The organism is Vreelandella sp. 162(4c) (genome assembly GCF_058152265.1).
In genome coordinates this window covers 1,320,050-1,342,051 of the sequence record NZ_CM176981.1, presented here as the reverse complement: position 1 = coordinate 1,342,051, position 22,002 = coordinate 1,320,050, and the positions used below count along the sequence as shown (strand labels likewise).

The 22,002-nt window shown below is 54.2% G+C and carries 16 protein-coding genes; 10 read left to right on the top strand and 6 right to left on the bottom strand.

The window, feature by feature from the left end:
- Window positions 1–53 precede the first annotated feature (53 nt).
- A complete protein-coding gene (locus AC4EYZ_RS06080) occupies window positions 54–1,442 on the bottom strand; it encodes an aminotransferase-like domain-containing protein (protein ID WP_039859242.1) in 1,389 nt (462 codons plus the stop codon).
- 137 nt (window positions 1,443–1,579) lie between these two features.
- On the opposite strand from AC4EYZ_RS06080, the gene AC4EYZ_RS06075 reads away from it, so the two are divergent.
- Window positions 1,580–2,749 carry an MFS transporter gene (locus AC4EYZ_RS06075; protein ID WP_009287151.1) on the top strand — a complete coding sequence of 390 codons (1,170 nt, stop codon included), beginning with the start codon at window positions 1,580–1,582 and terminating at the stop codon, window positions 2,747–2,749.
- 14 nt (window positions 2,750–2,763) lie between these two features.
- On the opposite strand, the gene AC4EYZ_RS06070 is transcribed toward AC4EYZ_RS06075, so the two are convergent.
- Entirely contained in the window at window positions 2,764–3,696 is a 933-nt protein-coding gene (locus AC4EYZ_RS06070; RefSeq protein WP_176316287.1) for a cation diffusion facilitator family transporter, read from the bottom strand.
- Between the two features lie 244 nt (window positions 3,697–3,940).
- On the opposite strand from AC4EYZ_RS06070, the gene AC4EYZ_RS06065 reads away from it, so the two are divergent.
- From AC4EYZ_RS06065 to AC4EYZ_RS06030, 8 genes are all read left to right on the top strand, one after another.
- Window positions 3,941–6,055, top strand: a complete 2,115-nt coding sequence (locus tag AC4EYZ_RS06065; RefSeq protein ID WP_490204170.1) for a type VI secretion system Vgr family protein — start codon at window positions 3,941–3,943, stop codon at window positions 6,053–6,055.
- Window positions 6,056–7,009 carry a DUF4123 domain-containing protein gene (locus tag AC4EYZ_RS06060; protein WP_474192331.1) on the top strand — a complete coding sequence of 318 codons (954 nt, stop codon included), beginning with the start codon at window positions 6,056–6,058 and terminating at the stop codon, window positions 7,007–7,009.
- A complete protein-coding gene (locus tag AC4EYZ_RS06055) occupies window positions 7,002–10,373 on the top strand; it encodes a T6SS effector BTH_I2691 family protein (RefSeq protein WP_474192330.1) in 3,372 nt (1,123 codons plus the stop codon). The genes AC4EYZ_RS06060 and AC4EYZ_RS06055 overlap by 8 nt, the downstream gene beginning before the upstream one ends.
- A gap of 10 nt (window positions 10,374–10,383) precedes the next feature.
- Window positions 10,384–11,115 (top strand): hypothetical protein, encoded by a 732-nt coding sequence (locus tag AC4EYZ_RS06050; RefSeq protein ID WP_009287156.1) that lies wholly within the window; start codon window positions 10,384–10,386, stop codon window positions 11,113–11,115.
- An 82-nt stretch (window positions 11,116–11,197) separates the two neighbouring features.
- Window positions 11,198–11,920 carry a hypothetical protein gene (locus AC4EYZ_RS06045; protein WP_474192329.1) on the top strand — a complete coding sequence of 241 codons (723 nt, stop codon included), beginning with the start codon at window positions 11,198–11,200 and terminating at the stop codon, window positions 11,918–11,920.
- Between the two features lie 272 nt (window positions 11,921–12,192).
- Window positions 12,193–12,816 carry a hypothetical protein gene (locus tag AC4EYZ_RS06040; protein WP_474192328.1) on the top strand — a complete coding sequence of 208 codons (624 nt, stop codon included), beginning with the start codon at window positions 12,193–12,195 and terminating at the stop codon, window positions 12,814–12,816.
- A gap of 84 nt (window positions 12,817–12,900) precedes the next feature.
- Entirely contained in the window at window positions 12,901–14,034 is a 1,134-nt protein-coding gene (locus AC4EYZ_RS06035; protein WP_474192327.1) for a hypothetical protein, read from the top strand.
- Window positions 14,035–14,108: 74 nt separating this feature from the next.
- Window positions 14,109–14,507 (top strand): hypothetical protein, encoded by a 399-nt coding sequence (locus AC4EYZ_RS06030; RefSeq protein WP_141439751.1) that lies wholly within the window; start codon window positions 14,109–14,111, stop codon window positions 14,505–14,507.
- 212 nt (window positions 14,508–14,719) lie between these two features.
- Here AC4EYZ_RS06030 and AC4EYZ_RS06025 read toward each other — a convergent pair whose 3' ends face one another.
- Window positions 14,720–15,712, bottom strand: coding sequence for an IS30 family transposase (locus AC4EYZ_RS06025; protein ID WP_490203942.1), 993 nt, complete (start codon window positions 15,710–15,712; stop codon window positions 14,720–14,722).
- Window positions 15,713–15,976: 264 nt separating this feature from the next.
- Between AC4EYZ_RS06025 and AC4EYZ_RS06020 the strand changes: the two genes are divergently transcribed.
- Window positions 15,977–17,416, top strand: coding sequence for a hypothetical protein (locus AC4EYZ_RS06020; RefSeq protein WP_474192798.1), 1,440 nt, complete (start codon window positions 15,977–15,979; stop codon window positions 17,414–17,416).
- Window positions 17,417–17,586: 170 nt separating this feature from the next.
- Here AC4EYZ_RS06020 and nirD read toward each other — a convergent pair whose 3' ends face one another.
- Genes nirD through AC4EYZ_RS06005 form a run of 3 tightly spaced genes read right to left on the bottom strand, consistent with a single transcriptional unit; the run spans window position 17,587 to window position 21,929 of the window.
- A complete protein-coding gene (gene nirD, locus AC4EYZ_RS06015) occupies window positions 17,587–18,021 on the bottom strand; it encodes a nitrite reductase small subunit NirD (protein WP_027959929.1) in 435 nt (144 codons plus the stop codon).
- Between the two features lie 59 nt (window positions 18,022–18,080).
- Window positions 18,081–20,588 carry a nitrite reductase large subunit NirB gene (gene nirB / locus AC4EYZ_RS06010; RefSeq protein ID WP_474192797.1) on the bottom strand — a complete coding sequence of 836 codons (2,508 nt, stop codon included), beginning with the start codon at window positions 20,586–20,588 and terminating at the stop codon, window positions 18,081–18,083.
- Window positions 20,589–21,929 (bottom strand): NAD(P)/FAD-dependent oxidoreductase, encoded by a 1,341-nt coding sequence (locus AC4EYZ_RS06005; protein WP_490204169.1) that lies wholly within the window; start codon window positions 21,927–21,929, stop codon window positions 20,589–20,591.
- Between the last annotated feature and the right edge of the window lie 73 nt (window positions 21,930–22,002).

The following is a 22,002-nucleotide window of genomic DNA, read 5'->3' as shown; positions in this document are numbered from 1 at the left end:
TTAACGGGGGGTTACCAGCCCCCTTCAGCGATATCAGAAGGGCCGCTTTAATCCTAACTTGCCGCCTCAATAAACCCTTTGGCTCTGGGATCTTGTATATAGGCTACATTAAGCCGGAGCCAGGGTGTTGGCTGGTGATCGGCAAAAAACAGATGCCCCGGCGATAGCGTGATTTCCCACCGGTTAGCCAGTTCACTCAGGGTTTCAGGGGCGATGGCTACCGGTGGTTTTGCCCACACAAACATCCCACCAGCCGGTTGGGTATACACCTCCCAGCCGGCATTTTTCAGCATCGTTAGTGCCATTGCCATTTGATTGGCGAGCTTGATGCGCAGCCGTTCGGTAAGCTTCCGGTAGCTGCCGTTTTGTAGCAGGGTGGTGACCACTTGCTCGGCAAACCGCGAAGCGGAGATGCTGGTCAACATCTTGATATCCACAAGGCGCTGCACCCAAGCCACGGGGGCGGCGACAAAGCCTACTCGCAGTGAAGAGGAAAGGCTTTTCGAAAAGCTGCCCAGGTAGAACACCCGGCTCAAACCGTCTAGCGCTGCCAAGCGGGTGGTGGGGGTGTGCTGAAAATCCGCGTAGATATCATCTTCAATAATCTGAAAATCGTGTTGCTCGGCGAGCTGTAACACTCGGTGCGCCACCGCCGGGGTTAGCGTGCTGCCCGTGGGGTTGTGAAAAACGCTATTGATGTAGAACAGCTTTGGGCGGTGCTCGGCCAACAACACCTCCAAGCGCTCGATATCAGGCCCATCGGCTAATCGCGGCACGCCAATCACGCGGATTCGCTGTAAGTGCAGCAGGCCGAACAGATTGTAATAGCCTGGTGATTCCACGAAGACCACATCGCCAGGCTCAAGAAGCATCCGCACTAGTAGATCCAGCGAATGGCTACCGCCACCGGTCATCACGATCTGCTGGGCGTCCGCAGTAATCGCCATTGGGCGCAGGCGTTCCTGGATTAAGCCGCGTAAATCCTGCGGCCCTTGAGGAGTACTGTACTCGAAAATCCCCGAACGGCTTTTACGTGCCACTTGGCGAATGGCGTGAGTGAGGTCATCGCCTTCGCGCCAATTGCTGGGCAGCCAGCCGCAGCCCAGCTTGAGCGTGTGCTCATTGGCACTGAAAAGCCCCCATAGCCCGTTGGTGACCTCTTCCAATCCGCTCGTAGCTGCGGGTTGTGATACCAGTGCTGCCGCGCTATCCGCCACATAAAAACCTGAACCGGGTCGTGAACGCACTAAGCCAGAAGCGACAAGCCGTTCGTAGGCTTCAATCACCGCATTACGGCTGATGTGGTGGGTGGCGGCTAAGCGACGAATAGAGGGTAAACGACGGCCACCACCGGCACCGTGCGCTGCAATCCAAGCGCGAATACCCGCTTCGAGCTGCTGGGCGATGGGCGTTGTGGCGTGCCGATTAACCTCTAGTTTCATAACGTTCCCTATGGCTTTCAACTGTTCACTAAAAAGGCGGAACAGTGTCTGGAAAGTGGAGGTTAAGTGTACCTTACCGCTGTGCAGTAAGCGTGGGAGGGTAGCGGTTCAATGACTTACTTATTTAGGACTTAGCCATGAGCCGCACTGTCAATCGCGCTAACAATAGAAGGAGCGCAGCCTGCCTGGCGTTTGCGCTATGTACGATTACCACGGCGGTTAATTTACAGGCTCCACTTTACGATGCGCTGGCGGCGCGGGATAGCTTGGGCGTTGGCGCCACCAGTATCGCTTTTGCCTGCTATGTGGTGGGCATTATACCGGTGTTGCTGGGGTTAAATGGCTTGGCCGATCGGGTAGGGCGCAAGCCACTAATTATGACTGCGCTGTTGTTATGTCTCTTGGCGACCGGGATCACCCTGATAGCGCCCGGTTTGCTGGCGCTGGGTGTTGCACGCTTTCTGCTGGGTATCAGTACGGGGCTAACGTCTGCGGTAGCTCCCGCTTATATGCAGATGCTGTTGGGTGGTGAGGACAACCGTGTGGCGACTAACTATGTAACGGCCAGTACCGCTCTCGGGTTTGGGCTAGGGGCCGCGGTGACTAGCCTGTTTGTTTTCCACACCCCAAGCGTATCGCCACCCAGCCTGTGGATTTATTTGGCTACCGCTTCGTTGGCGCTGGTGGTGGTCACCACGCTTAAGGATCGTGCACCGAGCACCACTAAAAGTTCTATGCTGCGTTTGCCCAGCTATCCCCAAGGGGCTATCTCCTATGGGTTGGCGATTTTGTTGGCCTGGGCGTTGGTGGGGCTAGTGATTGCGATTCTGCCTTCGGCATTAAGCCAACACGGTTTATCCGCCTGGAGTGGCTTCGCCACCTTCGGTATCTGCAGCTGCGGGGTGCTGTTTCAGCCCTGGGCGAGAAGACTTGCGCCGCGCAGCGCTACCCGACTGGGGCTGGTGATTTTGCCGATTGCCTATGGGTTGATCGCCTGGGGAGCGGTTCATGGTTATCTTGCGGCGGTGCTGCTGGGCACGGTAGCAGCCAGTAGCGCTTGCTATGGGTTTATCTACCTGGGGGGATTAAGCGGCGTGTTGGCGATTGCGGACGGCTCGGCTAGTCAACAAGCCACCCAAGCCAGCGCGGGCTATTTCCTGATGGCCTATCTGGGCTTCAGTATCCCGGTGATCACTACTGGGGTACTCATTGATGCTGTAGGGCATACCTTGGCGTTAACGCTATTTGGCCTTGCGCTACTGGTGGGCGTGATCGCCACGCTAGTTCTATTGCGCAAGGCTCGGTAACTTGGACAACTGATCTATGGTTGCTTCTCTACCAATAGACCACAGGAGGGCGCTGCCCAGCGGGTGTTGGCAGTAAACACCACGTCACACACCACGGGAGAGTAGTAGCGGCGCACCTCGTCATCGACGCGTGCCCTGAGTAAATCCTGGGTGGAGACCGAAACATCGGATGCGTCGGGTAGTACCACATGCACTATCACATATAGCAGGCGTCCAGGGCGAACCATGCGCACCCGCACCTCTTGGGTGTCGGTATCCGCCAGGGCACTCGCCACGGCTTGGCGAACGGGCACCGCGATAGCCTCTTCCGGGGTTCTGTTGAGCAGCTCCTTCAAGGCTTGGGAGGCCATCCGCACCGGCACGCCTAAACACAGCACCACCACCGCAATGACCAACACCGAATCCACGTAAGGCAGAATAGTCTGCCAGCCTAGGCGCTCAAACAGCATCACCAGGCAGAAGGCGACGAGTACAGCGGCAGAGATAACGCTGTTGACTAGCCAGTTGAGTTTGTCTGCCGCCACCAGTGGGCTGCTTACGTGGCGCTGGCTGCGGTGCATCACCCAAGCGGTGAGTGAACAAGCCGCGGTGGCGAATAGCGCGTACAGCACCGCCAAGCCTGCCGCGATCTCGCGGCCGCCGGTGAGTAGGGCGGCAATGGCATCGACCAAGGCAAAAATAGACACGCCTAAAATAAGCAGCCCTTTGCACAAATTCACCAGCGACTCAAAGTAGCTATAGCCGAACGGGTAGGATTCGCTATCGGGGCGGCTGGCTAACTTGCTCACCTTGATCGTCACCAGGGCAACACTGAAATAGATCAGATTAAACAGCCCATCCAGTAGGATCGCCTGGGAGTTGGAGGCGAGTGTGGCCACGATGCCTGCACAACCAATTAACAGCGCCATAAAAGCGGAGAACGCTAGAGTGCTTGATTCTGTCTTCACGAAGGTTTCTTCCAGTGTACATAGTCAAAATAGCCAATAAGCATAGCAACTTTGTTGGTCACAACGTCAGTGGCTTATTGAATGCTGGCTGCCTGTTTGATGAGTCTTCGGCCCTATTTTGTAAGAGATCTCTTACAAGCGTGTAAGACATTGACGCTTCGTGCCCTCAAGGGGTTGCCCTCTGCCCCTGGCTCGCTATCCTGACTGCCTCTCATTAGCAGTTGATGATCCAAGGAGCGGAGCGATGGCGGACAAAACGGGCCTGCAATTTACCCTGACCCTACCCGGGGCCGATGACACCGCCGTGGTGCGCTTTACCCATCGCGAGGCTCTCTCTGAGCCGTTTTCGCTCTCGGTTGAGTTTGCCAGCCGCACCCACGACCTGTCGCCCAGCGACTGTTTGGATCAAAACGCCACCCTGACCATTTGGCAGGACGGCGAGCCGCTGCGCCGCGTGCATGGGATGATTTCAGAGCTGCACCGCGGCGATAGGGGACACCGGCGCAGCTTCTATCGGGTGGAGATTCGCCCTGCACTGTGGCGGTTATCGCTGCGCCATAATTCGCGTATCTTTCAGGACACCTCGCCGTTTGATGCCATCACCACCCTCGCTAATGAGCGTAGCCTCACCGATATCGGCTTTGCCACCACCCGCACGCCCCTTGATCGGGAGTTTCTGGTTCAGTACCGCGAGACCGATCTGGCCTTTATCGAGCGTTTAGCCGCCGAAGAGGGCTGCTTCTATTTCCATGAGTTCGAGAACGCCGAGGGCGGTAAACACCAGCTGGTATTTGCGGACGCCACGGTGGTGTTGCCCAGCGTGGGCGAGCGCACCTACCACGGCCGCGCCGGGGGCACGCCGCCCCGACGTCACCTGCGTAAGTTGCGTCAGGCCAACCGCGTGCGCCCCGCCTCGGCCATGCTCAAGGACTACACCTTTAAGAACCCGCCTTACGCCCAGATCCACGAGCACCTGGCGCCGGGGTTGGGCGAGCACGCCCAGCGGGAGGATTACGAGCACTTCGACTACCCCGGCCGCTATAAGAAGGACGCTTCCGGTAAGCCTTTTACCCGCCACCGCTTAGAATCCCTGCGCGCCGACGCCACCACCGCCGAAGCCGAGAGTGACCTGCCCGAGCTCGCCCCCGGCATCTGCTTTACCCTCACCGACCACGATATCGATAGCCTTAACCAAGCGTGGCAGGTGGTCTCGGTGGTACACCACGGCGAACAGCCCCAGGCCCTGGAAGAGGACGGTATGGCGCGGGGAAACAATGGCAGCAGTGCTACCTCGGCGCAAGCAGGCGAGCTGATGACCCGCTACCACAACGACGTGGTGATCATGCCCCGGGATCAGACTTTCCGCCCAGTGCCCAACCCCAAGCCGCGGGTCGATGGCCCCCAGGTGGCCTTTGTGGTCGGCCCCGAAGGCGAAGAGATCTACTGCGACGAACACGGCCGGGTCAAGGTGCAGTTCCCCTGGGATCGTTATGCTGATCCTGATGAGACCGCCAGTTGTTGGATACGGGTGGCCCAGGGCTGGGCCGGGGGTGGCTACGGCAGCATGGCGATCCCGCGGATCGGCCATGAGGTCATTGTCTCGTTTTTAGAGGGCGACCCCGATCAACCGCTGGTCACCGGTCGCACCTACCACGCGGTGAACACCCCGCCCTACCCGCTGCCGGACAACAAGACCCGCACGGTGATCCGCACCCAGAGCCATAAGTCGGAAGGCTTTAACGAACTGCGCTTCGAGGACGCCACTGGCGAAGAGCAGATATGGTTTCACGCCCAAAAAGATCTAGAGCTGCTGACGCTTAATGACCGCACCGAAGAGATCAAACGCGATAGCCATCTCAAAGTGCACAACGACCGTATCAGTGAGATCGACAACGACGAGCACCACACGGTGCATCGCCACCGTTTTGAGCACACCGAAGGCGCCCAACATTTAAATGTTGAAGGCACTATGCATATGCGTGCCGGGCAGGCCTGGCTAAGCGAAAGTGGCCGGGAACTGCATATCAAGTCGGGCCAAAAAGCGGTACTCGAAGCCGGTAGCGAAATCACCCTCAAGGTGGGTGGCAGCTTTATCAAACTGGACGCCAGCGGCATCACCATCGTCGGCCCCCAGGTCAAGATCAACGCCGGCGGCAGCCCTGGTAATGGCACCGGGCAAGCGGCCGAGCCGCCCAAACTGCCACCGGTGTTAGAAGGTAAAGATCATGACCGGGCAGAAGCGATAGGGCATTCGCCGTTGTTGGGCCCTCCGATCAATCAGGCCGCACAGCTTAAAGCCCTGCTCAGAGCGCCTGCCTACTGCGAAATTTGTGAAGAGTCGAATCAGGGGGAAAGCTAAATGCCGCCTATATCATCCGCGACCCATGCGCTGGTAGACGGTGTCTGCTATCCCGATGCATGGAAGCGCTTATATCGACACGATAGTGTTGAGGAAGTTGAGCCACTTTACTTGTCAACCCGGTGGAGTGCGGTGGCCGAGCATGGGCCCATGCTGGTCACTCTTAAAGGAGCTGGCTTGATCAGTCAGGCCAGCCAAAATGACCACACTCCGCTTTATCGCTCGCTTTCCCTGCTCAGTAGCCAAGCAAGCACGCAATCTCTAAGCAAGCATCTCCGCCGGTTCATTACCTTCAACAGCGAGGCAGGGCAAGAACAGTTATTGCGCTTCGCCGACCCCCTGGTGACACGCCACTGGTTAAGGAGCTATGGCGACGAGTTACCGGCTATCCTCATGGGCTCCATCAATACGTGGTGGGTCGCCGATTGGACGCCTAACTGGGCTGGTCAGCGTGCTCAGAAATGGCAAGCCTTTCAAGCCAGCCACCACCCCGAATCAACCCCTGCGGCACAAGCTCCCGATTTTCCGCCAATGGGGCATCAACAGTATGCAGCGCTCAAAGCCGTGGCGCGCTGGCAGCTTAAAGAGCGGTTAACGGACTACTTTAAACAGCATGTGCCTAATGCGTGGCAACGACTTGAGGGCGATCACGGCCGATGGCTTGACGAACGCTTGGACGATGCCATCGCATGGGGGGCCAGTACCGAACGTCAGCTCGCCATCTGGGTAGATCTCAGTTTGCACTGGGGCAAAGCACTTATGACGGCTGATGATGGGCTATATGCCCAGTGGGCAAGACACTCATCTGACCAAGTGTGTCTTCCCCGGCAGGAGCAGCTATATGCCCTTGACGCCTGGAGCCGAACACCGGCTGCTGGCGCCTCGCAACGCACCCAAAATTACGGGTCACCTTCCCAAGCACCGCTATCAGTAGACGAGGAAGCCAATGGCTAACACGGATGTTCAGGCACAGGAACGCGATGCCGCCTTTGATGAAACCCCCATAGGTGGCGGTGTTTGCCCGCTGTTTATCGATATAGACATTTTTCCCGTGCGCTACGCCATTGACGAGGCGCCTGCCGAGGCCGGTGCTCCAGCGCCACACCCGATTGATGAGGAGTGGCAGGGGCCGGGCTACCCTACTATCGAAACGCGCGACTACACGCTTCGGCAACTGCGCGATGGCTGGCTTTATGTCTGGGTGAGTGAAGCTGGCAAGGAGCCGCGCATTGATGAGTACTGCATAGAGGGTGCAACGTTTAATAAAGCCCCTCACCTAACGTATCCCACTTACGCCTCCATCGCGTTAGCTTACTCCTCTGTCCAATGGACTGAACGTATTCGTGAGTATGTGCTGGAGAACGCGGATTTTCGTCAACGCATCATGCGTTCCGTCAGTTTGATAGCGGCGATCAATGCAACGGGCGACTGCGCGTCATTTTCTTCCCATGCTGCCCCTATAACGCAGCTCGGCGAGCACGTGGCGGACATTACGCCCGATGGTGCTGTGGATAGTTTTACCAGCACGACCGTTTCGACGGTAGAGAGGGAGACCGCACCGGAAAGCGACGACAGCAGCGATAGCGAAAACCGAGCAGATAAAAATGGGGAGAGTGAAGACGATAGTAAAGAGGCAAGCGTTTATCGGCATTGTGAGGTCAAGCCGGAGATAACCCAGGCTAGCGTTCTCGCCAATATCGATAATCACGATGAAGCTATCTTTGTAGCGCTCGATGACGATTTGGGGATTGTTAACGATCTGCACATGGCGTTAGCCGGTCGCGAAATGGAGTTAGAAGCGTTTCTGGATGAACACGGTCATAAGCTTGAGACCGCGCAGGTCGTCAAATCCCTGTGCCTGATCGATATTGATGACCTGATCAGTGATGAAGCGCGCCAAGATCCAGAGCGTTATCGTGAAATAACCGTTAAGACTGGTGAACTGCTCGATGCAATGAAAAGGGCAGAGAACGGTTCTGATCATACATTGATCGCTAGGCAAAGGCGCGTAACAGAGATTCGAGAAGAGCTAATCGAATTAGGCATGCCCAACCCCCCCAATCGTAATAGCGAGCAGTATGAAGAGTGGCATGGCAAAGAGCTTCCCCGCCTTGATGTCAGGCTGGATGAGGCCATCGCTTTTCTGACCGAAAAAGTGCCACAGCTTGAGCGTCTGCAGGCGCATATCGAAAACAGCTTGGCGGATCTGATTACTTGGCTAGAACGCTTGCCGCTGTCCGCCCAAGAGCTCTGTTTTGATACCTGCAATGTCAAGCAGAACCAGGGCATTCATGAATTTGGTTGCATGGTGATTGAAGCCCTCGGCGCTACGCAGACTGGCCGTGCTTGGTTGAATGACACCTATCAAGCGAGCGACTCATTGATTGGTTTTGCGATGAGTAACCTTGACCCCGCCTTGGCCGAGGCCCTTGAAACCATTGCACAACATTTTATTGAACAAGGTACGGAAGATGGAGAACCCGCCGATAATGGCATTGGCGCTGCGAGCGTGGCTTCGCGGATCAGTGCATTTCGCGGTATCCTCAAGTACGAAAAGGTGCAGAGTCATCCCGCCTATAAAGCCCTGGCACCGCATGTAAAAGAGGCATTTGATACCTTGCGCGTGGGGGTGAACGGGCCAACACAAAAAGCTTGGGAAAGCATCGCCTACCACTTTCTTCCTTCCTTAAGTGCCAGAGGCCAAGTGTCTGTGGCAAAAGCAACCAAAGCACTCTTGCACCCCCTTATGGTCGTTCTTGTCCATCCAGATGTTGCTTCATCACAACTGGTGCTAGACCTTGAGTACGAGGCTAAGCACCGCGAATGGCGGGAAAAGTCCTGGAAGCTAACCACAGACATCCGTACCGCAAAGCGGCAAAGAAATGTCGATGAGATGAAGCGACTGGAGCAACAACGCTACGAGCATGCCTATGATGAACCCAGGCGTGTCACCGCTGCGGACGATACCCTTGACCGCAGTAGTCCCGGCAATCAGGCGCGTGCGAATAATCTTGCCTCCGTCGGTTTTTACGAACAGCGTGAAATACACCGCTTAAAAATCATGGGCGGCGTGAGGGCTGCTCGTCGACATCTAACGGGGTTAGTCGAACGACTGGGTGGCGGGTTGCCACTCTTAATTGCAGGGCTAAACCTCTACAACTTTCAGGAAGCGGTACGCACCGCTAACAAAGAAGGCATTGATGGAGAGGAAGCACGGAACTTGGCGACGACCGCCAGTTTCGCCGCTGGTGCAACAATGAGCCTATGGGTCATGCCATTTTGGAACAAGTATGCTACGCAAAAGTTCATGCTGTCACGAACTATGACAGAAGTAGCAAAGGCTGGTATTACCGAATGGTCAGGTCAGAACTCGCCGCAAACGGCGCGTTTAGCGGCCAAATTAGCCACGCGAGTGGCGGGCTTGTCGGCTATCGGTGCAATCTCTGCAGGGCTCGATACGTGGAATAGCCTAAGTGACTATGGAGAGGCGACAAGTGGGAAAGAGCGTTTGGCCTTAGCAGTTAAAGCTTTTGCAGGATTCGCTATGGCTGGTACAGCCGGTGCTCAAATTTATGGTGCAGCTCGGGCAGGTTCAAAAGCTTTCGCTTGGATACTTGGCGGGTGGGTCTCTGGCATTCTGTTTGCGGCGGGTATTATTCACCTAATCGCCTCACATTTTGCCGCCCGCTATAACCGTGAAGGGGTGCGCATTTGGCTATACACCAGCACTTGGGGCAATGGAGAGTATCAGTGGGAGCAAACCGACGAAGGCGAAAAAAACGAGTGGCAGGCGTTGATGGAAACTCTGCTACGCCCCTCTGTCAAATTGACACAAGTAAGTCATACGACATTCGATATGTCTAGTGCGTCCAATTACAGCCCAGGTAGAATGAGCACTACGTATCATGGCTATTGGCTACAAATCTCCTTCCCCGCTTCGCTAGCAGGTGACATCGTCAGAATCTCCGAGATCGCCGGAGACGGCTTCTGGGCACCGGGCGATAGCTTCGAGCAGAGTCCTTCGCAACAAGCGGAGCGCGGCGCAGCGTTACCCGCTGACACAGAATATAACCCAGACGATGTGCGTATCTGGCAGGCCTGGATTCCGGCCAGCGAACAAGGGAAAAATGCCTCTTTCATCCTCACGGTGGACTATGCCGAAGAGTTGCTCTCAAGCGACAACACCTTAAGTTTCACCTTTTACAAGCCCAACGCTGCCGCAGGAAAAAAAGAGATCGAACCCAATAGCGAGGAGAGCCAGGGCCTCAGCGCGCCCACCCGTTTTGCACTGATGGTTCCCATAACCCCAGAAGAGTAAGGATACAGGTATGTGGTTTATTCAACCCAAGCAGGACTATATTCCCGAAATGCCCTGGAAGTATGCCGATGAGCCAGCAGTCATGGCATGGCAAATTAGAGCCCGTAATTATAACACCACTCCGGATAATCTTGCTTTAATTCCAATGTCACTCATTGCTTTGGGGGGGGGGTATGTAATGTCCTTATTTGGACAATCATTGTTAGGCTCATTTTTACTGGGAGGGGGGTTGTTCCTGTTGCTTATGTTGATTTTCATGAGCGTAACCCATAATACCACCATTATTGTTTACCGTTTTACCAAAACGTTAGCTGAGGAGTATTCATGGAAGCCACAAGAGGCTTCCGCTGCTGCTTTCCTGAAGTGGTCTGCGATTATTTTGTTGCCCATCGTGGGTGTGCTGATTTTAATGGATCCTTCGCTGGTGGTTGCGGGTATCGGGCCATTGGGAATGGGCCTAATGGCATGGATGATGGGAAGGAAACAGGCGAAGCAGAATAAAATTCAACATAAAGAAATAGAATGGATGGAAGCCGAGGAAATTGTAGCTTGGCGTAAGCGGAATTTAATTGGCTTACGTTTTACTGATATTCACGAAGATGGAATAGAGACTTTTTTTTATAGCACCATTTATTGTCAGCCGCATAATTTTGACGAAAATATCCAATACCTGAGAAAGGCATTGCCAAACGTTCCGTATCACGAGCGAGAGCTTAAGGTGTTTAGTAACTATGCCTTATAGGGGAATCCGAACTGGGGGCTCAGCGCGCCTCCCCGCTTTGAACTCATGGTTCCCATAACCCCAGAAGAGTAAGGATACAGGTATGTGGTTTATTCAACCCAAGCAGGACTATATTCCCGAAATACCCTGGAAACATGCCGATGAGCCAGCGATCATGGCGTGGCAAATTAGAGCGCGTAATTATAATACCTTTGTGACTAATACAATATTGTTTGTATTGACATTAATTAACATAGGTGCGGCTTATGCCATGTCCCTCCTGGCAGAGACATTATTTTTTTCCTTTCTGGTGGGAGGGGGGGCGTTTCTGTTTTTTATGCTGATCTCCATGAGCGTAACCCATGATACCACTATACTTGTCTACCGCTTTACCGAAACGTTGGCTGAGGAGTATTCATGGAAGCCACAAGAGGCTGCCGCTGCTTCTTTCCTGAAGTGGTCTGCGATTATTTTGTTGCCCATCGTGGGTGTGCTGATTTTAATGGATCCTTCCCTCGTGATTGCGGGGATTGGGCCATTAGGGATGGGGCTGATGGCGTGGATCATGGGGTCGCAACAGGCGAAGCAGAGTAATAGTCGACATGAAGAGTGGACGTGGGAGAAAACCGAGCATATCAAGGTATGGCGCAAACGCAGCATTATTGCGCTGACCTATCAATGGAAGCCTTTTAGCAAAAACTCCTACTATAGGCCACGCACCCACTTTATTTTCTGCCGCGCAGACGAATTGGATGAGCGCATTCAGCTCTTCAAAGAGCATCTGCCTGATGCGGAGTATGAAGAGGGGAAAGTTAATGTTCTATGAAAGGCTAGGTTTAGTGAGTGTTTAGAGCATGTTTTTTTGCTAAAAGGTGTGGTTGCGCTTGTAGATGAAAGTCGCTCTCCTGATACCAGACTTATAAAACATTTTTTAGTACGTCGCTATAATAGAAGCGGCTAATCAAAATTTAGCAATTTCTTCAGAAGCCAAGCCGAAAATAAAGTTTGTCAACAAGAGAGCATTAAAAGATAAAGGTGAAAGTATGTCTTTTTCTTGATTTTGCTTTCAATTAAACCTTCGTGTTAAGGAGAGTGTGCGTGCTTCCATTAAGTTTTAAAACGTCTTTTGATATTGAGCTTATTCAATCGCTGTATGACCGGCTTGTGTCCCATGATGACTCTCTAAAGCTGATACTCAGGACAAAGAATGGGCGCAAGACCGATGACCCCGAGAAGGCCGGTATTGGAGAAATTCGCAATGCCAACAACAAGCAGCTGTTCGGGATGAGCCCGAAGGAAGGAATCGTACACACGGAGCATGCGGGGCCGCTTCAAGACCCCTTGTTTGCTTTTCTGAAGGAGCGGGATATTCACCAGCAGGAGGTTACGCCTGATATCGGTATCGGCTGTCTTCTTCTTTATGTCGTTCTGGTCGCTGGCGGTGGGTTGCTGTATACCACTCACAACAATGTCGCGTTTCTCTACCCCTATGCCTTGGCCTGTGTCATCTTCGTCCTCTCTGGACTGGCATTGAGGGCTTATGCTTATAAGCCTGGCCAAGAGAAGTGGTCTATCCCATCTATGGTACTCCTCGCGATCGGCGCTTTACCCACTGCCCCATCGAGCCTACTGGCCTTACCGATGATCAATTACTTGGGGCGTGCCAAGCTACAGAGGAGGCTTAACCAGGGCGGGGAAGACGCCGAGGCCATCAATACCTAGCGCCATATGTGCAGCACCCGATGTCGCCCTACCGGTGGCAGGGGCTCAAAGCATGATTATGTTAACGCGACAAGGATGTCAGTTATGAACCAGAAGATACCGGACTCGCCTCGGCCTGATATTCTCCATCCCCACCGGGCTGGTGATGTTGAGTCATTTCCAGGTGGCAAGGTTATTTACCTGTCGCCAGTCCCCTTGCCTACGGGTGTAGCCCCCTTGGATTTCAATCAGGCGATTGGGGAAGTAAACGATGCCTACTTGGATTTCGGCGGCAGTCTTCCTACTCCCTTCACTTGGCAGTTTACGTTAGGCATACCTTTTATAGGTTTTTTAATGTTGGTTTTTATTATTCCAATGTTGGGGGGGGGGCTAATGTGGATAATAGGAAAGGATATCGCACTATTTTACGTAGGGATTGCTGGGCTCTTTAATGAGGTATTTGCTCAGGCCGTTGTGTTCTCGATATTGATATTACTATTAGCCTTAGTGATTAAAGCCCACTTCCACTTCAAGTTCCGTGAGGCTGTGCCTACGCGTTTTCATCGCCAGCGCCGTGAGGTGGCCTTTGCGCCGGGTGGCGGAAAACCGCCCATCATCGTGCCCTGGGAAAACGTGGCAGCCTGGGTGACCCAGGCGCAAGGGGTAACGCAATACGGTGTGCAGCGTCAGTATGGCTTGGGGATAGGCTTTATCGAGCCTGAAACCGGGCAGCAGCACTTCCTGGAGTTATCACAGCCCGGCATGCCATTGGCATTGGAGCTTTGGGAAGCGGTGCGGGCTTATATGGAGTACGAGGTCAATACTCGCGAGGAACTCCAAGACCCGCACGGCCTGTATCGCCCCGGCGATCCGCCCTACGAGGGTGTGCATACCTTCCATAATGCCCGGCGCCGGTTGCACCGCCGTTACCGCGAGGGCGAAGTAGGCCTGTTCAAGGTCACGATGTGGTACCTGTGGCACATTATCGACCTATGGACGACTCCCTTCCATCTGGCGGAATGGGAAATACGCGTTATCCAAAAGGCCGGACAGAAGACGCTACCGGCGAGCCTTGATGAGTGGTCTCAGCCGTTACCCGAAGCGCAGTGGGCCAAGCCCAGCGAAGAGCTCACGCGTCTATCAAAAGAAGTCAAACAGCGCCATGCGCAACAGCCAAACCGGCCAATCACGGCTATCTTCGCCGAGGTCTATGCAGAGGAAACGCTACTCTCAGCCTGAAGAACCGAGAGTGGGTGCGCAACCAGGTCGCTTAGCGATAGTGTATCAATAACCCAGTATTGGAGAGTACAGCATTGAGTGAAAAAGAAGCCTGCACAAAAGAAGAGAAAGCCTTAGTTGAAAACATTGATTTCGAGTGTCCCTCATGCAGCTCTTGTTTCTGCGAAGATTCACCATGGATTGCCGACCTTTTGAAAGCCAATAAGGCTACTTGCCCAGATTGTGAAGGCGAGTTGCTGATTGGGACTGAAGACAAGGATCGCCTAGCGAGTGTTATGAAGAAAAGAGAGCGATTCGGGAAGGCGATGGTTGTCTTTATGCTGCTCTACACCCTCGGGGGACTAATCGTGTCTCTCTACTTTGGCGGACTTGGGTTTATTCTTTATATGCCCGTCGGGCTGGGGATTTTTGGTTTACTGAAGGCGCTCGTTGATAACCAGACTGATTTGACAATTGGTCTGAATAAAGCCTGATGATGGTGATGTTGTCTATTTGGTAGAGGGTTGACCAGGATGTTAGAAGTGTGGCTGGGTTTTGGAGTCAGTTTCTTGACCTATGCCACATTTTAAAAAGAAGTGGTTGGATTTAAGGGCTTGCTGTTGATTAGTTGTTGTTTTTCTGATGTTAATGTTTTCTCTCTTTTGATTTAGGAAGTATTATGAATGGCCGTATGCAGGCCCTGAATTCAAACATTAAGCGCAGCACCCGCGGTTTCCAGCGCTCCTGAATACTCTCCCAGGAACACTTGTGCCGGTGTCCGATACCCCAAGCGTTTTCTGGGGCGATTATTCAGCTTGGCAACGACTCGCCTCAGTGCTGAGTCGCTCACCTTTCGGAAGTCCGTCCCTTTCGGGAAATATTGGCGAATCAGTCCGTTGGTGTTTTCATTGGTGCCACGCTGGCATGAGCGGTACGGGTCGCAAAAATAGGTCTTGGCCGAGACGGCCTTGGCAACCTGTCGGTGCTCGGCGAATTCCGAACCGTTATCCAAGGTGATGGTCTGCACTGCACCTCGGCGTGGTTTTAATAACCGGGTCATCGCTTTGGCCGTTCCTGTGGCCGTGATTGTCGGCAGGCGCGCTGCCAAGAGGTATCCGCTGCGTCTCTCGACCAGGGTCACCAGGCCGGATTCTTTGTGGCCCTTGAGCACCGTATCGCCTTCCCAATGGCCGATATGGCGCCTTTCTTCCACTTCGGCGGGACGTTGTTCAATACCTACCCGGTGTGGAATTTTGCCCAATCCCGCATGCTTGGCCAATCGGCGCTGATAGCGCCGCTGGTGTGGTAAGCGGAGTCGCTTCCATAAGTCGCCGCCGTGTTTCTTGTCGTCCCAGATTAACGCATAGATCCACTGATGGCTTACGCAAACGCCGTTGGCATTCGCCATGAAGCCACTAATTTGCTGGGGGCTCCATTCGTCCATCAGTTGATCAGTGACCCATCGAATTAGGCTGGGCAGTCGCTTCGTCACTTTCCAGGCGCTGCGTCGACGCTGATCACTTCTCAATTGAGCCTGCTCAGGCGCATAGCCAGCAGTAAGCCCATTGCGCTTTATCTCCCGGCTAATGGTGCTGCTGTGAACCCCAATAGCCTTGGCTATCTGTCGCTGGCTGATGCCAGTCTCGAGGTAAGCGAAAATTTGGTATCGTTGGGCCTGGGTCAGTTGTCGGTATCCCATTCTCTGCTTCACTTTGGTCGGTAAAGTCGAGAGGGTACCGGCGCTGGCCCTCCTTCCTCTACTGTGTGATCCAAAGTGCTGCGGTTATTCTATGAATCCAGGGCGCAAGTCAGCGCTCTTCGAGAAATGAAAATTTCCTCATTTTCATTAAATGACAATCTTTTTTGCCTTTTAAACTATTCGCCCAGTAATAGCCATACGGATTTAAAGCATCGGCTGCGGCATAACGTTCAGCAATCCTGCTTAAATACCGAAGAGGCCAACATGATTGAGTCTGCTCTAGTGGACTCTGCTATGCGTTTGAAAGCAGAGGTGGCGTGGTTGCCAGGTGCTGGTTTTACCCAAGCTCTCCAAGCGGTTGAAGGGAAGCTTGATGAGGATTCGATGAGCCCACCATTTGCTAGGTTTAACTTGTCGGTTCACAATTTAACAGCCGAAAGTATGTTAAAGCCTGATACGGTAAACAATGTATTATACGAGTGGCAGAAACTTAATAAATCTACCTTATTAGATAGTATTAACCAGCAGCGGCGTGCCGGGCACTTCAGTGAAGTGTCGATGATAGAGCTTGAATACGCCCTGGAATGGCATGCAACGCGCATTGCTCATGCTGTAGTGAACGCCTTTGAACCGCACGGTGCTTCTGTGCTGGGCAGTGTCTTAATGGCAATAAGTAAAGATGAAAAAATTGATATTGCTAAAAATCAGTTAGCCGTTTTTTTATATGATACGTATCATGAAAATGTTGCTGGTTTGCTAGCAGAGTTAGAAGAAGGTCTTGAGTCTATATCTACTGAAATTTATCAAGCGGTTAGTTCAGAGAAAAGATTGTCCTATGAGGACACAATGTCGAATGAGCTAAGTGAGTCTGAAAAAGAGCTTTTTGAGTATGTCGATACCGCTGAAAATAAAGCCCGTAACTGGGTGTCTATTGCTCAGCCATTAGTAGCATTTCATAACCGAGCGGGCAGTCGTTTTGTACCCCATGAGCATTTAATGTGGCTTGTTTCAGAGTGTTCTGCAAACCTTAGTTCATCAATCTGCACTTGTTTCAAAGAACTGAACGAGCGCTTGGTTAACCTGGCGTTAGAAGTCGCTCTGGATGCGCCTGATGCGTTGGATCGCGCACGTTTGATACAAGAACTCTATGTGTATATGACTGCACCATTGACTAGCGATGAATATGAACCTAGCTCTATGCAAAGAGGGGGAGGGCGACAAGATTTCCTAAACGATATTAGACAACATGATGCTCGCCTTGAAAAAGCAGGCAGCCCCATGGCGCTTAGTAATAATTTCTTTAGTGAATTTATCGAATACTTGAAACAGAGCCCCTCCGAACAAGACCAATTGCAAGCGTGGCATACGCTTTTTATTATGGTAAACAGTCTTTTATTGGATCATGCAGAGTATGATCATGCTGCCTCTCAGCTGCTGTTGGTTGAACAGGCCTTTCCCTTAACCAGTGAGCCTGGGCGCCGCCTGAAGCAGTGGTGGTTAGCGTTTATTGAGGATGAAGTTATCAGCCTTCCGCCAGAGCAGGGTGGGCAGCCAATGCCTAAAACTTGCGCGGTTATTCAAGGTGAAACGTTGCTATGTCATCCTGACACTACTCAGCACTCTTCAACAACGACGCTACTCTCACGTTTTTCTTTTAAGAAAATATTAAAATGGTGCGGTATGGTAATCCCTTCAAAAAAATAACGATCGTCAAAAGTAGAGCTTCCGTCACCTAAGCGTAAGGAGATTCTGCATCAGGCAATCAGGTTTTCGATAGCCAGATGCAGTCGATTCTAAAGCAAGCTGAGATTGAGGTGTGTTTCAATAATGTTAAGAGCGGTTCTGGCCGTCCTTAACAGTGTTAAGCAGCGTTATCACCCCTCAACCCACACCTCATCACCTTTAAATTCAACCTTCCAGGTACGTAGCTTAACGTCCTCATCCTCTAAACACTGGCCGTCTTCAAGGCGGAAGTGCTGCTTGTAGATAGGCGAGGCGACTACCGCCGCGCCTTTAAGGTCGCCAACGATGCCCCGGGCGATCACGTTAGCATTTGAGAAGGGGTCATGGTGGTCGAGAGCATAGAGTTCATCGCCCTTTCCTCGTAGCCCGGGCAAGTAGAAAATAGCTACCTGGGCGGGGCCTTCGGCGGTTTCCAGCCAGGCGGCGATGCCAGAGAACGCTACCAGATCATCTTTGGTACAAACTTTTTGCCACGCCGTGTTGTTTTCAGAAGCGTGGTTTTCAAAAGCCTCGCTATTGTGCACATCCGCCATATCCATCTCTTTTTTCAGTGCCGTTGCGGTCATGGGTTGCCTCGTTTTTATTCAGAATCAGTGTCGTTGTCAGTGTCAGGGCCCAGCGTCGCTTAAGCGGGGCGCAGCTGGCCGCGCTCGGAGGTCATAATGATTGACGGATCCGGGCGGTCGTCGTTGACGAAGCTGCGGAAGCGCTTGAGCTTCTCCGGGTCGCTGATAGCGTCGGCCCATTCACACTGGTAGGTATCCACCACGGTTTGCATCTGGCGCTCTAGCTCGTCGTTGATGCCTAAGCTGTCTTCCAGAATCACCTCTTTGAGGTACTCCAGGCCGCCGTCGAGGTTTTCGCGCCACACCGAAGTGCGTTGCAAACGGTCGGCAGTGCGCACGTAAAACATCAAGAAGCGGTCAATGGTGCGGTAGAGCTGCTCGTCGTCCAGGTCGGTGGCAAACAGTTCAGCGTGGCGGGGGCGCATGCCGCCGTTACCGCAAACGTAGAGGTTCCAGCCGTTTTCGGTGGCAATAATGCCGATGTCTTTGCTCTGGGCTTCGGCGCACTCGCGGGTGCAGCCGGAAACGCCAAACTTGATCTTGTGGGGTGAGCGCAGGCCCTTGTAGCGGTTCTCTAACTGAATCGCCATGCCGACGCTGTCCTGCACGCCGTAGCGGCACCAGGTGCTACCTACGCAGGATTTCACCGTGCGTAGCGATTTACCGTAGGCGTGGCCGGTCTCGAAGCCTGCGGCAATCAGCTCGCCCCAGATATCCGGCAGGTCTTCCAGGCGGGCGCCGAACAGGTCAATACGCTGGCCGCCGGTGACCTTGGAGTAGAGGCTGTATTTTTTGGCCACTTCACCCAGCACGATAAGTTTGTCCGGGGTAATCTCGCCACCGGCAACACGCGGCACTACCGAGTAGGTGCCGTTTTTCTGCATGTTGGCCATAAAGGTGTCGTTGGTGTCTTGCAGGGGAATATGCGCCGCGTCGGTGATCGGCTCATTGAAGCAGGAGGCCAGAATGGACGCCACGGCGGGTTTGCAGATATCGCAGCCCAGGCGGTGGGTGTCGGCGTTGCCGTGTTTTTCAATCAAGTCAGTGAAGGTTTTAATACCTTCAACGCGCACAATATCGTAAAGCTCCTGGCGGGTATGGGCGAAGTGCTCGCAAATCGATTTATCGACTTCGACACCGCGGGCTTCCAACTCATGGTCAACCACGCTTTTGAGCAGCGCGGTGCAGCCCCCGCAGCCGGTGCTGGCTTTGGTGGCCGCTTTGACACCGCCTAGATCTACTGCGCCAGCGTCAATAGTGGCGCAAATATCGCCTTTAGTGACGTTGTGGCAAGAACAGATGGAGGCGGTTTCCGGCAGCGCACCGGGGCCGAGAGTGGGTGCGCCGCCGCTGCTTTGGGGCAAAATCAATGAGGCGGGCTCGTCGGGCAACTCAATGCCGTTGGAGTAGTACTGCAGCAGCGTGTCGTAAACGCTGTTATTGCCCACCAGCATGGCGCCGAGCAGCTTTTTACCGTCGCTGGAGACCACCAGTTTGCGGTACTCCTGCTTGATGGGGTCTAGGTAGCGGAACATGCGAGCGCTGGGGTTTTGGTTGCCGTGGGCATCACCAATCGAGCCCACATCCACGCCAAGCAGTTTGAGCTTGGTGCTCATATCCGCACCGCCAAACTGGGTGTCGCCTTCAGTTAGCGTCGAAAACGCCGCCTTGGCCATTTGATAACCGGGGGCGACCAAGCCAAAAATGCTCTGATTCCACAGCGCCACTTCACCAATTGCGAGAATGGCCGGGTCGCTGGTGAGGCACTGGTTATCCACCACCACGCCGCCGCGTTCACCAATCTCCAGGCCGCAGTCACGGGCCAACTGGTCGCGGGGGCGGATGCCTGCTGAGAACACAATCAGGTCGGTTTCCAGCACTTTGTCGTCTTGGAAGACCATGCGGTGGCGGCTTGCCTCGCCATCTTCAATACGCTGTGTGGCCCGTTCAAGAAGCACCTGTACGCCCAGCGCTTCGATTTTTTCCCGCAGTAGCTCGCCGCCTTCATTATCCACCTGCATGGGCATTAGGCGTGAGGCGAACTCCACTACAGCGGTATCCAGGTTCAACCCGCGCAGGGCATTTGCCGCTTCAAGGCCCAGCAAACCGCCGCCCACGACCACGCCGGTGGTGGCGTTTTCGGCGGCCGCCTGGATGGCGTCTAAATCGTCCAGGGTGCGGTAAACCAAGCAACCATCACGGTCGTTACCGGGAATCGGCGGCACGAAGGGGAACGAGCCGGTAGCCAGCACCAGGCGGTCGTAAGGGTAACGGCCTTGTTCGGTGACCACCTCTTGTGAGTTGCGGTCGATCTCAATGACGGCTTCGCTTGTGCGCAGTTCAACGCCGCTGGTGGCGTAGTAATCCGCTTCGCAAAGCGCTAGCGAATCGGCATCGCGGCCGCTGAAGTATTCAGACAGGTGCACCCGGTCGTAGGCGCGGTGGCGCTCTTCGCCAAACACGGTGACCTGATAGCGCTCAAGGGCGCCGTTATCGACTAACTGCTCGACCAGGTGGTGGCCGACCATGCCGTTACCAATAATAATAAGCTGCTGTTGGGTAGACATTTAAGCCGCCTCCGACGTTGTAGAAGAAGAGTGTTTTGAAGAAGAGTACTTTGAAGAGAGTTCAGAAGAATCAGGGCTGTGTTGAGATGCTTCGCGGAGCACCTCGACATCAGCACCACCAAACAACAAGGCTTGGCGGTAAGCGTTGAGATCGGTACCCGCGAGCGCCTGTCCGAAGTACCAGGGGCCTTGGCTGGTGTCGCCGTAAAGCACCGCGCCTTCAATCTGGCCGTCGCGTAGCAGCAGGCGGCGGTAGTCGCCGCGTTCAAGATCGTGGTAATTCAGTACGTCATGCTCGGCGCTGGCCTCGGTGGGGCCAAAGGCGTAGAGCGCTACGCCACTGATTTTGAGTTTGGTAGCGCTGGGAGCATCCGCGTAGCCTTGGGTATGCGTGCCGCACAGCGTCGCGGCGAGCACTTCTACCTGACGCCAGATCGGCTCCACTAAGCCGTAGGTGGTGCCCTCGAACTGGCAGCACTCGCCCAGTGCTGAGATCGCCGGGTCGCTGGTGGTGAGCCATTCGTCCACCACAATAGCTCGATCCGTGCGCAGACCTGCCTGGCGGCCAAGTTCCGCATTAGGGGTAATGCCCGCGGCAACGATCACACTGGAGGCGTTCAACTGGCGGCCATCGGCAAGATGCACCTTAGCTACCCGGCCCAGGGCGTCACTCTCTAGCCTCGCTAACTGCGCGCCGGTGATGATCTGTAGACCGCGTTGAGTGAGGGTGTCTTTAAGCAGGTGGGCGGCGGTGGTATCCAACTGACGGTTCATCAACCGCTCGCTGCGCTGGAGCACGCTTACGTTGATGTCGCTGCCGCGTTTACGTAACCCCTCAGCCGCTTCAAGACCCAGCAGGCCGCCGCCAATCACGACAGCGTCACCGCCACGCTGGGCAATGGCTTCTAGTGATTCGGCATCTTGCAGGTCGCGAAAGCCATGTACGCCCTCAAGCTCAATCCCGGGAACATCGGGCAGCGCTGGGCGCGAGCCGGTGGCGATGACCAAATGATCGTAATCAAGCGATCGGCCGCTATCGGTGGTCAATGTTTGGCGTGCGCGATCAAGCATCTCGACCTTTTCACCCAGTATCAGCGTAACGCCCTGTTCGGTGTACCACTGGGTATCGCGCAGGGTAAGCGCCTCCTGCTGCATCTCACCGGCCAGCAGTGGCGAAAGCAGAATACGGTTGTAGGCAGGGCTTGGCTCTGCGCCAATCACCGTGATGCGCTGGGGGCGTGTGGGCTGTTTTACCAACGCCTCAATTAGGCGGTGGCTTGCCATACCATTGCCAATGACCACCAGATGGTCGTTGGATGAGCACCGGGAAGTAGTTTCCATGGGGGGCTCCTCTGTGTCTTTGCGGCTGCTTGAGCACCAAACAAAAAAACGCCCCTGTCGCGCACCTCTTTGC